The sequence below is a fragment of the Microbacterium sp. CFBP9034 genome (assembly GCF_034045255.1).
In the GTDB taxonomy this organism is placed as follows: Bacteria; Actinomycetota; Actinomycetes; order Actinomycetales; family Microbacteriaceae; genus Microbacterium.
On sequence record NZ_JAXCWC010000001.1, the window covers coordinates 170,050 to 182,094 of the forward strand.

The window sequence follows — 12,045 nt, forward strand, 5'->3', positions numbered from 1 at the left end:
CTAAGTATCTCATCCGGATGCCTGACCGCCGCCTGCGAGGGCTCCCGTCAGCCGGCGACCGCTCCGGCGACCTGGAGACCCACCCAGATCCCCGCACCCGCGCCGGCCAGCGCGAGCACGAGCGTGCCCAGCAGATCGGCCGCGGCATCCGCCCACCGACGACGCTCGGCGAGCAGAACGGTGTCGACGGCGACCGCGCTGAAGGTCGTGTACCCGCCGAGCAGCCCGGTGCCGAGCACGAGAGCGAGCTCGGGGGCGACGAGCGTGCCGAGGCCGGTCAGCAGTCCGAGGGCGGTGGACCCGGTGACGTTCACCACCAGCACGCCGAGCGGGAACCGTCCGGGTCCGCGCGTGCCGATCACGCGGTCGAGGGTGTGGCGCAGCCCGGCGCCGGCGCCGCCTGCCAGAGCGACGACGAGGAGCAGGAGCGGCCGGCTCATTCGGCCTCCGCCAAGGGAAGCCGTCCGGAGGTGCGACCGCCCAGCACACGCCCGACGAGAAGCCCGGCGAGCGCACCCACCACACCGGCGATGACGGATGCCGCGGCCAGCCCCGCCGCGAGCCACGGGGTCGCGAGCCACAGCACCGTCTCGACCGCGAAGGCGCTGTAGGTCGTGAAGCCGCCGAGCACGCCGGTGCCGAGGAAGGCCCGCACGTGCGGGCGCCGATCGCCGACAGCGCCCACGACGATCCCGAGGAGGAACGCCCCCACCACGTTGATGCCGAGGGTCAGCCACGGGATCAGCGCGGAGTCGTCGACCGGAAAGTGGATCAGCGCCCGGGCGAGCACCCCGAGCGCGCCGCCCACAACGACGTACCCCAGGGTGCGCTGGTCGACGGGGCGCGGCATCCCCTCACGCTACCGGGGGCGGCTCAGCGTCCCGGGCGGAGGAGCGCCAGGATCGCCGACTCCGGCGATTTCGAGAGGTCGAGCAGATGCCCGTCTCGGTAGCGCGCGAACACGCGGGGGTCGATGTACGACCCGCGCGCGACGGCGGGGGTGTTGCCCAGCGCCTCCGATGTCGCGCGCACCGCGAGCTGCTCGGCGCGCTTGCGCTGCGCAGCCGTGTCGACCTTGCCGATCCGGGCCAGCGCTTCGGCGGCCAGGATGGTGCCGCGCAGGGTCCGGAAGTCCTTCGCGGTGAACCGTCCTCCCGTGAGGGCGCGCACGTAGGCGTTCACGTCGGCCGGCGTCAGCGGCACGCGGCGACGCCCCCGCTCCCACGCGAGGAGGGGAGACCTCGGCCGGCCGGCGGCGAGCAGCTCGATCGCGGCGGCGAGGTCGTGGTCGTCGACCTCGAGCTGCTGTCGCTTCCCGCTCTTGCCGGGAAAGGAGAGGGTCACGACGGATGCCTCGACCGACGCGTCCCGGCGCTGCAAGGTCGTGAGGCCGCGGCTGCCGTGGGCCGCGAGGTAGCGCTCCGAGCCGACGCGCGGTGCGGCCTGGTCGAGGAGCCGGAACGCCACCGCCAGCACCCGCTCACGGTCGAGGGCGCTGCGGCGCAGCGAGGTCGTGACCCGGGCCCGGGCGCGCGGGAGCGATTCGGCGAGCTGCAGCGCGCGGGCGTACTTGCCCCGGTCGCGACCCGTGCTCCACTCCCGGTGATAGATGTACTGCCGACGCCCGGCGTCATCGGTGCCGACGGCTTGGATGTGCCCGTCCGGGCGCGCACTGATCCAGACGTCCTGCCAGGCCGGGGGGATGACGAGGGCTCGGATCCGGTCGGCATGGCGCTCGGGCACCGGTGCACCCTTGGCGTCGAGGAACCGGAATCCGGAGCCGGCGCGGACGCGCCGGAAGCCGGGATCGTCGTGCGGGCGCACGCGCGAGAGCTTCGGCATCCGATCCCTTCCCCCGCGGCGTGAACGCCGCCTTTCGGCCCTTGCGGGTCAGTGGTTGCGCAGCATCCCGATGAGCTCGGACTTCTTCTTGCCCGAGTACCCGGTGATGCCGATCTCCTTCGCGCGCTTGCGAAGCTCGTCGACGGTCCAGTCGTCGTACGACCCCGACTCGCCTCCGCGCTGGCCGACCTTCTTGCGGCCGTCTCGTGCGGCGGCGTTCGAGATGCGCGCTGCCTTCTCCTTCGAGGCCCCGTCGTCCCGCAGCTCTTCGTAGAGCTTCGGGTCCTTGAGGCTGTTCGAACCACGTCCGGCGGGCATCGTTCCTCCTCGAGTCGTCGTCCCGCCACGCTAAGCGAGGCGCCGGTGAGGATCGGGGGGCTTGACAAGGCCCTGGGTCTCGCCCCGGAGGCGTGAAGTGGTACCAGCGTGCGCGGTTAGCACCGCTATTGACAGGTCGTCAAGCCCCTCCCTGCGCACACTGCTCACTGCCAATCTTGTGCGGTGCCCCTGAGGCACCCGGTGCGTCACCCCGCGCATCGACGAAGGAGAAGGAGAAACTCCATGAACCTCGCCCTCATCATCATCATCGTCGTCGCTGTCGTGCTTGCGATCGTCGGCGGCCTCAACAGCGCCCTGAGCTGGCTGCTGTGGGTGGCGCTCATCGTCGGCGTCATCGCGCTGATCGCATTCCTGTTCCGCCTCATCAGCGGCAGCAAGCGCGTCTAGCTGGGATTTCCGGGCATTCCCCCGGAGACACGGATGCCGCGACCCTCACGGGTCGCGGCATCCGCTCTGTGTACGGCCTAGAGGTTCCCCTCGGCGTACACGCGGAGCGCGTCGCGGACGAACTCGGCTCCCGCCGTTCCACCCTCGCTCGTGGCGTAGTTGACGCCGAAGCGCGGATCGGCCACGTACATCTCGCCGAGGCCGATGACGTAGCGCTTCACATCTCCTCCCGGCGCTGCCGCCGGGGTGCCCGGGATGCCGGTCAGCCAGTCCACGTGGCGCTTCGCGATCGCCTGCGCCTCGGCGCTGTCGGGTGCGAGGCCGCTCTCGGCGGCCGCGATCCAGTCGCGACCGAGGTCCGAGACCCGCTGCTGCCAGGCGGCCTTGTCGTCGGCGCTCATGCCACGCCACCAGCGGTCGCTGTCGGCGTAGGCCTTCTTGCCCCATCGCTCTTCGACCTCGTCCTGGTACTGCGTGTGGTCGAATCCGTCGAACATGTTCTCTGCCATCAGTCGTTCACCTCCTTTCAGTGCGGTGATGGTGCTCTCGACCGACGCGACCTGACGCGCCAGCCGTTCCTGCTCCTGCCGGAGCCACGCGAGGTGGCTCTCGAGCGCGTGCGCCTCGGACGCCTCGCGCCCGAGCACTTCGGCGATCTGCGGCAGGCCGAGACCGAGGTCGCGCAGCAGCAGGATGCGCTGCAGCCGCACGAGCGCCGCCTGGTCGTAGTACCGATAGCCGTTGCGGCCGGTGCTCGACGCGGGCAGCAGCCCGATGTCGCCGTAGTGGCGAAGGGTGCGGCTCGTGGTGCCGGCGATCTTGGCGATCTGCTGGATGGACCACTCCGTCTGTCCCGTCTCCATGACGACTCCTTTCGTGTCTCTGCCGTTGAACCCACGGTAGAGGTTGACGTTGCGTCAAGGTCAAGCGCGATCTTCCCGGGAATCCGATGCACTCGCGATATATCGTGTTATCGTGTCTATACGCGATATATCGCGATTACCCCCAACCCTGGAGCACATCATGACCCTGGAGAAGTGGATCATCCACCCGGGCGAGACGCGCGTCATCGACATCGAGACCGTGCGCTCACTCAAGGTCGGCCTCGTCGGCGGCCAGATCGACGTCATCGCCCACGACGAGCCCGGCGTCCGCATCGAGGTGCACGGCGTCACCATCAAGGACCTCCGCATCTCCGTCAGCGGAGACGCGGTCGAGATCGACCACCCGCAGCTGCGATGGGACAACTTCCTCGAAGTGTTCCGCAACTTCGGCGCCAGCGGACCCAAGGCCGAGATCAGCGTGGCCGTCCCCCGCTCGGTCGCCCTCAACCTCGGCGTCGTCAGCGCAAGCGCCCTCGTCGCCGGTCTCCAGGACGACGCGCGCCTCAACACCGTGTCCGGCGACATCCTGGTGGACGGACTCCAGGGCGACCTGACGGTCAACGCGGTGTCGGGCGACGTGCAGGTGCGCGAACTCGTCGGCGCGCTGAGCGCCAACAGCGTCTCGGGAGACGTCGCCGCCACCGGAGCGCTGCGCAAGGCCACGGTCGACACCGTCTCCGGCTCGGTGCTCATCGACTCCGTCGGCGACCTCCACGCCGTCAGCCTCAACACGGTGAGCGGTTCGTCCACGATCCGCCTCGACGAGGGCTACCCCGCCAACTACGTCATCCGCAGCGTCAGCGGCCGGGTGCAGGTCGACGGGGCAGTCCGCTCCGGCAAGGGCACCGGGCCGACGACCAACTTCACCGGATCCGTCGGCGAGCTCAGCGGCAGCTTCGCCGACGTGCGCGCCAACTCGGTCTCGGGTGAGATCACCGTCCTGCGGCGTGCCGCCACGGCACCGGATCCGACCACGTCCGCGCCCGAGTCCGCGAACGTCGCCGACGAGGAGTGGTCATGAGCCCCGTGTTCTCCTACGGCGACCTGCGCCTGTACCTGCTCAACCTCCTCGATGAGGGTCCGCGGCACGGCTACGACATCATGCAGGCTCTGTCCGACCGCACCGGCGGCACATACACGCCAAGCGCCGGCACCATCTACCCCCGCCTCGCCAAGCTCGAGGAAGAGGGCTTGGTCAGCAAGTCCGTCGACGGCCGGAAGACCGTCTATGCGATCACCGAGGCGGGACACGCCGAGGTCGCCGCTCGGACGGGCGACCTCGAGGGCATCGAGGCCGGTCTGGCCGACTCGGTGCGGCTCATCGCCGACGAGGTGCGCGGCAGCGTGCGCGAGGCGATGCGGAGCCTCCGCGCCGACCTCGCCGCGGCGAAGGACGATGAGCGCACGGCGACCGCGCAGCGGCCCGCCGACGATGACCCCCGCGTGCTGAGCCGTGAGCAGCTGCATCGCGCGGATGCCGCGATCAGCGAGTTCCGCGCGCGCCTCCGTACCGACCTGCGCTCCCACGTGGCGCGCGGCGGTGAGCTCGCGGCGTCGTTCGTCGACGAGCTTGCCGACGATCTCGACCGCATCGCGCGCGAGGTCACCCGCCACCTGCGCGGCTGACGCGCCGGCTTGATCGCGAAGGGGCAGGTTCCGGATCCCGGACCTGCCCCTTTCGCATGCCTTCGGCGCCAGCGCGCCCGGCGGCCTCAGGCCGGCCAGATCTCTTCGTCGTCGGGCACGGGCTCGCCGAGCGGCACGACCAGGATCGACCGGTGCTGCCGGTGCGCGAGGCGCGCCGCCACCGAGCCGGTGAAGAACTCGCGGATCGATTCGCCGATGCCGCGCTTGCGTGTGCCGACGACGATGAGGCGGGCGTCGATCTGCTCGGCGAGGTGCTTGATCGCCATGGCGGGATCGCCCACGAGCTGCCGCACGCTCCACGTGAGGTCCTGCCCGCGGAGGAGCGCCTCGGCGGCGGCCTGCACTTTCGCGAGGTCGCCCTCGCCGGCGGCGATGTTCACATCGATCGGCGCCGAGTGCACGTAGCCGTCGGGGTCTTCATAGGTGACGAACCGCGTGACGTCCACGTGCACCACCACGAGCGGCGCACCGAGCAGCTTGGCGTAGCGCGCGGCCTCGCTGAGCACACGGGGCGGCAGGTCGGGCACCACGCCGGCGATCACCGCTCCACGGATGCTCTTATCGGCCGCAGCGGCCGCCAGCGCCTCGGATGCCTCGTCCGTCATGCGTCTTCGCTCCAATCGGCCCGAGGCCACAGGCAGGGAGGAGCCGCCGAGGTACGGAGGCTCCGTGTTATCCTGAATGCTACTCTTACCGGCCTCGAGCCGGCGTCGTTGCGGCGGGCATCCATCGGCCCGCGACTCACATATGAGGGGGTCTCGCATGGGGCGTGGCCGTCAGAAGGCGAAACACACCAAGATCGCCCGCGAACTGAAGTACGACGTTCACAGCGTCAACTTCGGATCGCTCGAGCGCGAGCTCGGACACCCGTCAGACGACGCGTACGTCGACAAGTGGGCCGATCAGGTGGAAGACGAAGACGAGGACGAGTCGCCCTCGTATTCCTACGAGAAGGCGTAGTCCCTACGCCGCTGCCTTCTCCGCCGCCTTGCGGGCACGGCGCGCGCGCCACCAGGACCAGAAGCGGTCCAGAAGGCGCTTGAGGGCGTCGGCGATGCGCCGCGCCCAGTGGAACTCGGTTCCGAGCACGGCCAGGCCGAGGAAGACGACGAGCCATCCCGGTCCGGGCAGCGGCACCAGCAGCAGGCCGAGGAATGCGAGCAGACCGCCGACGATTCCCACGCTCACGCGATAGGCGGACTCCAGCCGCGGATGCGTCGCGAGCCAGGCGCGGGCACGTCGCATCAGCCGGCGGATCGGCCGATCCGGCTGCTCCGCCGCCGCGATGTCGGCGCGGACACTGTTCTCAAGAGGGCCGGACTCGGTCGTCATGCCGGCGACGCTAACACGATATATCGCGAATTTCCTGAGAGTCGGCGGATCGACCCGCAGGCGAGCGGATGCCTCACCAGGCCCCGTGCCGCCGTTCCCACGCGTCTTCCACCGTCTGCGGCCGCGCCGCCACGACTCCCGCGGGAATGCCCGCCGCGACCACGAGCGCCAGGATGATGAGCGGCCAGGTCCACGAGTCCGTCCAGCCGTGGATGAGGCCGATGCCGAAGGGGAACAGCGCGACGATCGCGTAGCCGATGCTCTGGACGAAGCCACTGAGGGCGACGGCTCCCTCGTGCGTCCGTGTCCGCAGGCCGAGGAGCACCAGCGTGAGCGGAAACAGCAGCGGCGCCGTGCCGAGCAGCACCACCCACAGCCACGGGGCCGCCTGCGGGGCGAAGAGCAGCCCGGCGATCCCGGCGAGGCCGGTCACCACCGCCACGCCGAAGAGCACGCGCGTCGCGTTGTAGCGCACGACCAGCACCGGCACCAGCAGCGAGCACGGCAGCCCCATCGCGGCGAACAGCGACAGCAGGGCGCCCGCCGCCGCCGGTGTCACCCCCGCCTCGTCCACGAGCAGGGTGGGAAGCCACGCGAAGGACGTGTACGCGAGCACGCCCGAGACCGTGAAGCCGACGACCATCGCCCAGGCGAGTGGCACGCGCCACATGCGCCGGAAGACTCCCGGACTCGCCGTCTCGATGTCCTCGTCGGGCACGTCGGAGCGGCGCTGCCTGACGAGCAGGGCGATCCAGGGGATCGTGGCGACGACTGCGAAGACGGCCCAGAGTCCAAGCGAGAGCCGCCAGCTCGAGGCATCCGCCACCGGCACGGCGATGAGGGGCGGCGTCAGCGTCGCGATCGCCATGGTCGTCGAGTAGATCGTCGTGACGAGCCCGATGCGGTCGGGGAAGTACTTCTTCACGAGCGGGGGCAGGAGGACGTTGCCGACTCCGACCGCGGCGAAGATGACGGCGGTCGACATCAGGAGCGTGCTCGCGTCGACCGCCAGCCCGCGCCACGTCATGCCGACGACGGCGACCACCATCGCCGCGACGACGAGGCGCTCGAGCCCGAATCGGCGCTCCAGCTGCGGGGTCAGGATGCCGAACACCGCGTAGCAGACGGGCGGCGCCGTGCCGATGAGCCCCACGATCGCCGGCGTGACGGCGAAGTCGTCCCGGATGAACCCGAGGACGGGAGACAGCGAGGCGACCGCCGTCCGCAGCGAGAACGCGAAGAAGACGATGCCGACGAGGGCGAGGGCCCTCCCCTGCCAGAGCGGTCGGGCAGGTGCGGTGTTCACTCCCCAAGCCTAGGCGGGTGCGGATGCCGCGACCCGCGCAGGTCAGGACTCCTGCGAGCCCTCGACCCAGGCGAGGTACTCGTCCGTCACGGTCCCGGTGACGTAGCGGCCGTCGAAGCAGCTCATGTCGAGGTCGTCGACGTCGGAGCCCTCGAGGATCGCGGCCTTCAGGTCCTCGACCTCCTGGTACACCATGTAGTCGGCGCCGAGCTCCTTCGCGATCTCGGGGATCGTGCGCCCGTGGGCGACGAGCTCGTGACGCGACGGCATGTTGATGCCGTACACGTGCGGGTAGCGCACGGGCGGCGCGGCCGAGGCGAACGTGACCGACTTGGCCCCGGCATCCCGAGCCATCTGGATGATCTCCTTCGACGTCGTGCCGCGCACGATGGAGTCGTCGATGAGGAGCACGTTCTTGCCCTTGAACTCGCTCGACATCGCATTGAGCTTCTGACGCACGCTCTTCTTGCGGATGGCGTGGCCGGGCATGATGAACGTCCGGCCGACGTAGCGGTTCTTGTAGAAGCCCTCGCGGTACTCGATGCCGAGCTTGCGCGCGACCTGCATGGCCGCGGGCCGCGACGAGTCGGGGATCGGCATCACCACGTCGATCGTGCCGGTGGGGGTGTACTTGGCGATCGTGTCGGCCAGGCGCTCGCCCAGACGGAGCCGCGCCTCGTACACCGAGATGCCGTTCATGATCGAGTCGGGCCGCGCGAGGTACACGTACTCGAACGAGCACGGCACGAGCTTCGGATCCACCGCGCACTGCTGAGTGTGCAGGTGGCCCTCCAGGTCGATGAACACCGCCTCGCCGGGGTCGACGTCGCGCACGACTTCGAACTCGCCGTTCTCGAGCACGAGCGACTCGCTCGTGACGACCCACTCGTAGCTGCCGTCCTCGTTCTTGCGCGTGCCCAGGATGAGGGGACGGATGCCGTAGGGATCGCGGAAGGCGAGCAGCCCGTAGCCCGCGATCAGGGCGATGGCCGCGTACGAGCCCTCGGCGCGCTCGTGCACTCGGCTGACGGCCTGGAACACCTGCTCGGGCGCCAGCTCGACACCGGAGATCGACGCCTGCAGCTCGTTGGCCAGCACGTTGACGAGCAGCTCGGTGTCGGACGAGGTGTTCAGATGGCGGCGGTCCTTGTGGAACAGCTCATCGGTGAGCTCCCGCGTATTGGTGAGGTTGCCGTTGTGCACGAGGACGATGCCGTAGGGCGCGTTCACGTAGAACGGCTGAGCCTCCTCCTCGCTCGACGCGGTGCCCTTCGTGGCGTAGCGCACGTGGCCGAGGCCCAGGTTGCCGAGGAGGGCGCGCATGTCGCGCGTGCGGAACGCCTCGCGCACCTGACCGCGCTCCTTGTGCACGTGGAACACGCCGCTCCGCTCGGCGGTCGCGATGCCCGTCGAGTCCTGGCCGCGATGCTGCAGGAGGAGCAGCGAGTCGTAGATCTCCTGGTTGACGTTGCCGCGTCCGACCATCCCGACGATTCCGCACATGGGGGTCAGTTCGCTCCGTTGTCATCTGCGAAGGCACCGACGAGACGCACCGCGCCACCGTCGACACCCTTCGCGCCTTGCTCGAAGTCCGCCGCGGGGCGGGGGCCGCCCTGCACGACGCCGACCTGCCATGCGGCGATCCCCTCGTGCGAGAGAGCGGATGCCGCGGCCTCCGCCTTCTCGGCCGAGACGACGGCCAGGAACCCCACTCCGAGATTCCAGGTGCCTTCGGTGGCCTGCAGGTCGAGCCGGCCGAGGTCCGCGAGGACGCGGAACACCGGCGGCGGCGACCAGGTCGACCGGTCGACCTCGACCCACGAGTCCTGGGGAAGCACACGTGCGAGGTTGGCGGCGATGCCGCCGCCGGTCACATGGCTGAGCGCGTGGACGGCGCCGTTCGTCTCGGCGATGAGACGCAGCAGGGGCTGTGTGTACAGGCGCGTGGGCTCGAGGAGCGCCTCGCCCCACGTGGTGCCGTGGGAGCCCAGATCGGGGGCTCGGTCGCCGTACAGGATGCCGGCGTTGGTGACGATGTGCCGCACGAGCGAGTAGCCGTTGGAGTGCAGGCCGCTCGACGCGAGGGCCAGCACGACGTCGCCGTCTCGCACGCGGTCGGCGCCGAGCAGCCGGTCGGCCTCGACCACGCCGGTCGCGGCGCCCGCCACGTCGTAGTCGTTGATCCCGAGCAGGCCGGGGTGCTCGGCGGTCTCGCCGCCGACCAGCGCCGTGCCGGTCTCGTGGCAGCCGGCCGCGATGCCGCGCACGATGTCGGCGATGCGCTCGGGGAAGACCTTGCCGCACGCGATGTAGTCGGTCATGAACAGCGGCTTCGCACCCACCACCACGATGTCGTCCACGACCATGCCGACGAGGTCGAGGCCGATGGTGTCGTGCTTGTCGATGGCCTGCGCGATCGCGACCTTCGTGCCGACGCCGTCCGTGCTGGTGGCCAGCAGCGGCCGGGAGTAGGCGCGCAGCGCGCTGGCGTCGAACAGTCCGGCGAAGCCGCCGACGCCGCCGAGCACCTCTGGGCCGTGCGTGCGCCGGACGGCCGACTTCATCAGTTCCACGGCGAGGTCACCGGCCGCGGTATCGACTCCGGCAGCGGTGTAGGGGTTCACCGGCGTGTCGCCGGCGGAAGGGGCGTCGGGTGAGGATGAGGCCACGCTTCCAGCCTACCGGCGGCAGGGCGAACCGGATGCCGCGCGAGGATGGCGCAGTCGGGTACCGGCCGTGCCGCCCGCTCTAGAATGGAGGCATGGGCGGCACCGGAGCTCCGGAGTGGCTGATCCGCGAAGACGCCGGTCAGCCGGTTCTTCTCGCCCTCTATCTGCGGCAGGTGCTCGGCATCCGCTCTCCCGATGAGCTTCCGCACCTGCGCGGCATCGCCCCCCGCGCCAACGACCGTGCCACCGACGCGCAGGCGCTGCTCGAACGGCAGTGGCGCGAGTTCTGGGCGATGACCGTGGAGCCGCAGGCGCATCCGTCCCCCGTGCCGCTCGATCTCGTGGACGGCTTCGAGACGCTGCTGGCCCTGCCGTCCGAGGGCGCCGCCGAACTGCGGGCCGCCATCGTTCCGCACGCCGCGGAGGCGCTCGCCTTCACGCAGTCGGCGCACGCGAGGTACCGTCGCGACGCCAATCCCGGCACCGGCACGGCCTATCGCGCCTATGCCAGCGCGATCGCCGAGCACGAGCGGCACGTCGGGCGGCGGGCACACTCGTTCGAGCTCAACGTGCAGGTGCTGCCGCTGAATCAGCGGGGCGTCTGGTGGATCGGATCCCTCACGATCGCCGTCACCGACGGACTGCGGGGGGATGTCGCGGCCTTCGACGCCGCGATCCATCCGATCATCGCCGAACTGGCCTAGCCGCGGCTCGGCTCGTCGTCGGGGTCCTCGAACTGCTCGACCTGCACCGACTCGTGGTCGACGATGATCTCGCGCGTGTGGCTGCGAGAGCGACGGTCGAGCAGGAGCGCCACGACGGCGGCGAGCGCCAGCCCGACCGGGACGCAGACCAGGGTGAGGAAGCCGAAGACCTGACCCTGCGAGTAGACCAGGCCGGTGTTGGGGCTGACGTCCGACGAGCCGTCGAACGCGAACGTGAGGATCATCGCGGCGAGCACCCCGAGGGCGGCGCCGAGCAGCAGGAAGACGGACATCTTCGGTGCACGGCGGACGCGCACGGTCTCGAGGTGGTCGCTCACATGCTCCGGCATGCCTCCATTGTCCCACTCCCGGGCCGGCTGCGGGGTGGGGAGGTCTGTCGCGTCAGGGGCGCAGGGGCAGCAGGTCGGAGATGTCGGCGCGCGTGCCGGAGGCGACGATGCGGCCCTGGGCCGCGGCATCCGTCCACTGCTCGGCCCCGGTCGCGAGCGCGATCCAGGTCGCGGCGTCGGTCTCGACCACGTTCGGCGGGGTTCCGCGGGTGTGCCGCGGTCCCTCGATCACCTGCACGGCGCCGAACGGCGGCACCCGCACCTCGACGGAGTTGCCCGGGGCCTTCTCGGCCAGCAGCTGCAGCAGATAGCGCACGGCCGTGGCGAGATCGGTGCGGGAGGGGAGGGATGCCTCGCCCGCCGCGCGCACGCCGTCGAGGGCAGAGCGCCCTTCGTCGGTCGTGATCCTGCGGGGCATGTGTCAACGCTACGCCGGGATCCGGGCACGGGGCCGGAACACGGGCTGCGTGGCGGCAGGGGCTTCGTCGGGCAGGGCCGGAGCCTGGGTCGGCCGTACCGGATTCAGGAGACACGCCGCGCCACGGCCGCCAGCACGCTCCTCGGAACGGCGTGTCTCCTGAATTC

General features: G+C 70.5%; 17 protein-coding genes. 5 read left to right on the forward strand and 12 right to left on the reverse strand.

The genetic code is table 11. The features are described from left to right. Positions 1–47: 47 nt before the first annotated feature. From SOM19_RS00685 to SOM19_RS00700, 4 genes are read right to left on the reverse strand one after another with little or no spacing between them, the layout of a single operon-like run. Positions 48–440 (reverse strand): CrcB family protein, encoded by a 393-nt coding sequence (locus SOM19_RS00685; protein ID WP_320484630.1) that lies wholly within the window; start codon positions 438–440, stop codon positions 48–50. Beyond that, positions 437–850 carry a fluoride efflux transporter FluC gene (locus tag SOM19_RS00690; RefSeq protein WP_320484631.1) on the reverse strand — a complete coding sequence of 138 codons (414 nt, stop codon included), beginning with the start codon at positions 848–850 and terminating at the stop codon, positions 437–439. Before SOM19_RS00690 ends, SOM19_RS00685 begins: the two co-directional genes overlap by 4 nt. Before the next feature lie 23 nt (positions 851–873). Then, positions 874–1,842, reverse strand: coding sequence for a DNA topoisomerase IB (locus SOM19_RS00695; RefSeq protein WP_320484632.1), 969 nt, complete (start codon positions 1,840–1,842; stop codon positions 874–876). A 48-nt stretch (positions 1,843–1,890) separates the two neighbouring features. Beyond that, the gene (locus SOM19_RS00700; RefSeq protein ID WP_320484633.1) at positions 1,891–2,160 is read right to left on the reverse strand and encodes a DUF7218 family protein; all 270 of its coding nucleotides are present in this window, start codon (positions 2,158–2,160) and stop codon (positions 1,891–1,893) included. A gap of 243 nt (positions 2,161–2,403) precedes the next feature. Between SOM19_RS00700 and SOM19_RS00705 the strand changes: the two genes are divergently transcribed. Next, complete coding sequence (locus SOM19_RS00705; protein ID WP_320484634.1) at positions 2,404–2,568, forward strand: hypothetical protein; 165 nt, start codon at positions 2,404–2,406, stop codon at positions 2,566–2,568. Between the two features lie 77 nt (positions 2,569–2,645). Here the strand turns inward: SOM19_RS00705 and SOM19_RS00710 are convergent, their stop codons facing one another. Continuing rightward, entirely contained in the window at positions 2,646–3,431 is a 786-nt protein-coding gene (locus tag SOM19_RS00710; RefSeq protein ID WP_320484635.1) for a MerR family transcriptional regulator, read from the reverse strand. Between the two features lie 160 nt (positions 3,432–3,591). On the opposite strand from SOM19_RS00710, the gene SOM19_RS00715 reads away from it, so the two are divergent. Together SOM19_RS00715 and SOM19_RS00720 are read left to right on the forward strand one after the other, a co-directional pair. Continuing rightward, a complete protein-coding gene (locus SOM19_RS00715) occupies positions 3,592–4,473 on the forward strand; it encodes a DUF4097 family beta strand repeat-containing protein (RefSeq protein ID WP_320484636.1) in 882 nt (293 codons plus the stop codon). Next, on the forward strand, positions 4,470–5,078 hold the full coding sequence (locus tag SOM19_RS00720; protein ID WP_320484637.1) for a PadR family transcriptional regulator: 609 nt from the start codon (positions 4,470–4,472) through the stop codon (positions 5,076–5,078). Before SOM19_RS00715 ends, SOM19_RS00720 begins: the two co-directional genes overlap by 4 nt. Before the next feature lie 86 nt (positions 5,079–5,164). On the opposite strand, the gene SOM19_RS00725 is transcribed toward SOM19_RS00720, so the two are convergent. Next, positions 5,165–5,704: a universal stress protein gene (locus SOM19_RS00725; protein ID WP_320484638.1), complete on the reverse strand. Its 540-nt coding sequence runs from the start codon at positions 5,702–5,704 to the stop codon at positions 5,165–5,167. 157 nt (positions 5,705–5,861) lie between these two features. Here SOM19_RS00725 and SOM19_RS00730 point away from each other — a divergent pair, with 157 nt between their 5' ends. Further along, on the forward strand, positions 5,862–6,059 hold the full coding sequence (locus SOM19_RS00730; RefSeq protein WP_320484639.1) for a DUF3073 family protein: 198 nt from the start codon (positions 5,862–5,864) through the stop codon (positions 6,057–6,059). 3 nt (positions 6,060–6,062) lie between these two features. Here SOM19_RS00730 and SOM19_RS00735 read toward each other — a convergent pair whose 3' ends face one another. From SOM19_RS00735 to purM, 4 genes are all read right to left on the reverse strand, one after another. Next, complete coding sequence (locus SOM19_RS00735) at positions 6,063–6,431, reverse strand: TIGR02611 family protein (protein WP_320484640.1); 369 nt, start codon at positions 6,429–6,431, stop codon at positions 6,063–6,065. Positions 6,432–6,504: 73 nt separating this feature from the next. Continuing rightward, on the reverse strand, positions 6,505–7,737 hold the full coding sequence (locus SOM19_RS00740; protein ID WP_320484641.1) for an MFS transporter: 1,233 nt from the start codon (positions 7,735–7,737) through the stop codon (positions 6,505–6,507). Between the two features lie 42 nt (positions 7,738–7,779). Further along, positions 7,780–9,240: an amidophosphoribosyltransferase gene (purF, locus tag SOM19_RS00745; RefSeq protein ID WP_320484642.1), complete on the reverse strand. Its 1,461-nt coding sequence runs from the start codon at positions 9,238–9,240 to the stop codon at positions 7,780–7,782. Positions 9,241–9,245: 5 nt separating this feature from the next. Next, positions 9,246–10,406 carry a phosphoribosylformylglycinamidine cyclo-ligase gene (gene purM, locus SOM19_RS00750; protein WP_320484643.1) on the reverse strand — a complete coding sequence of 387 codons (1,161 nt, stop codon included), beginning with the start codon at positions 10,404–10,406 and terminating at the stop codon, positions 9,246–9,248. 92 nt (positions 10,407–10,498) lie between these two features. On the opposite strand from purM, the gene SOM19_RS00755 reads away from it, so the two are divergent. Next, positions 10,499–11,110: a zinc-binding alcohol dehydrogenase gene (locus tag SOM19_RS00755; RefSeq protein WP_320484644.1), complete on the forward strand. Its 612-nt coding sequence runs from the start codon at positions 10,499–10,501 to the stop codon at positions 11,108–11,110. On the opposite strand, the gene SOM19_RS00760 is transcribed toward SOM19_RS00755, so the two are convergent. Together SOM19_RS00760 and SOM19_RS00765 are read right to left on the reverse strand one after the other, a co-directional pair. Beyond that, the gene (locus SOM19_RS00760; protein ID WP_320484645.1) at positions 11,107–11,460 is read right to left on the reverse strand and encodes a potassium transporter Trk; all 354 of its coding nucleotides are present in this window, start codon (positions 11,458–11,460) and stop codon (positions 11,107–11,109) included. The two genes, SOM19_RS00755 and SOM19_RS00760, sit on opposite strands and share 4 nt — an antisense overlap. A 52-nt stretch (positions 11,461–11,512) precedes the next feature. Next, positions 11,513–11,878 carry a sterol carrier family protein gene (locus SOM19_RS00765; RefSeq protein WP_320484646.1) on the reverse strand — a complete coding sequence of 122 codons (366 nt, stop codon included), beginning with the start codon at positions 11,876–11,878 and terminating at the stop codon, positions 11,513–11,515. Positions 11,879–12,045: the final 167 nt, after the last annotated feature.

Bases quoted from the DNA above. Each gene is read 5' to 3' on its own strand.
- SOM19_RS00720 (WP_320484637.1), top strand. From the start codon at position 4,470: ATGAGCCCCGTGTTCTCCTACGGCGACCTGCGCCTGTACCTGCTCAAC.
- SOM19_RS00695 (WP_320484632.1), bottom strand. From the start codon at position 1,842: ATGCCGAAGCTCTCGCGCGTGCGCCCGCACGACGATCCCGGCTTCCGG.
- SOM19_RS00700 (WP_320484633.1), bottom strand. From the start codon at position 2,160: ATGCCCGCCGGACGTGGTTCGAACAGCCTCAAGGACCCGAAGCTCTAC.
- purF (WP_320484642.1), bottom strand. From the start codon at position 9,240: ATGTGCGGAATCGTCGGGATGGTCGGACGCGGCAACGTCAACCAGGAG.
- SOM19_RS00715 (WP_320484636.1), top strand. From the start codon at position 3,592: ATGACCCTGGAGAAGTGGATCATCCACCCGGGCGAGACGCGCGTCATC.
- SOM19_RS00725 (WP_320484638.1), bottom strand. From the start codon at position 5,704: ATGACGGACGAGGCATCCGAGGCGCTGGCGGCCGCTGCGGCCGATAAG.
- SOM19_RS00685 (WP_320484630.1), bottom strand. From the start codon at position 440: ATGAGCCGGCCGCTCCTGCTCCTCGTCGTCGCTCTGGCAGGCGGCGCC.
- SOM19_RS00765 (WP_320484646.1), bottom strand. From the start codon at position 11,878: ATGCCCCGCAGGATCACGACCGACGAAGGGCGCTCTGCCCTCGACGGC.
- SOM19_RS00755 (WP_320484644.1), top strand. From the start codon at position 10,499: ATGGGCGGCACCGGAGCTCCGGAGTGGCTGATCCGCGAAGACGCCGGT.
- SOM19_RS00710 (WP_320484635.1), bottom strand. From the start codon at position 3,431: ATGGAGACGGGACAGACGGAGTGGTCCATCCAGCAGATCGCCAAGATC.
- SOM19_RS00735 (WP_320484640.1), bottom strand. From the start codon at position 6,431: ATGACGACCGAGTCCGGCCCTCTTGAGAACAGTGTCCGCGCCGACATC.
- SOM19_RS00730 (WP_320484639.1), top strand. From the start codon at position 5,862: ATGGGGCGTGGCCGTCAGAAGGCGAAACACACCAAGATCGCCCGCGAA.
- SOM19_RS00705 (WP_320484634.1), top strand. From the start codon at position 2,404: ATGAACCTCGCCCTCATCATCATCATCGTCGTCGCTGTCGTGCTTGCG.
- SOM19_RS00760 (WP_320484645.1), bottom strand. From the start codon at position 11,460: ATGCCGGAGCATGTGAGCGACCACCTCGAGACCGTGCGCGTCCGCCGT.
- SOM19_RS00690 (WP_320484631.1), bottom strand. From the start codon at position 850: ATGCCGCGCCCCGTCGACCAGCGCACCCTGGGGTACGTCGTTGTGGGC.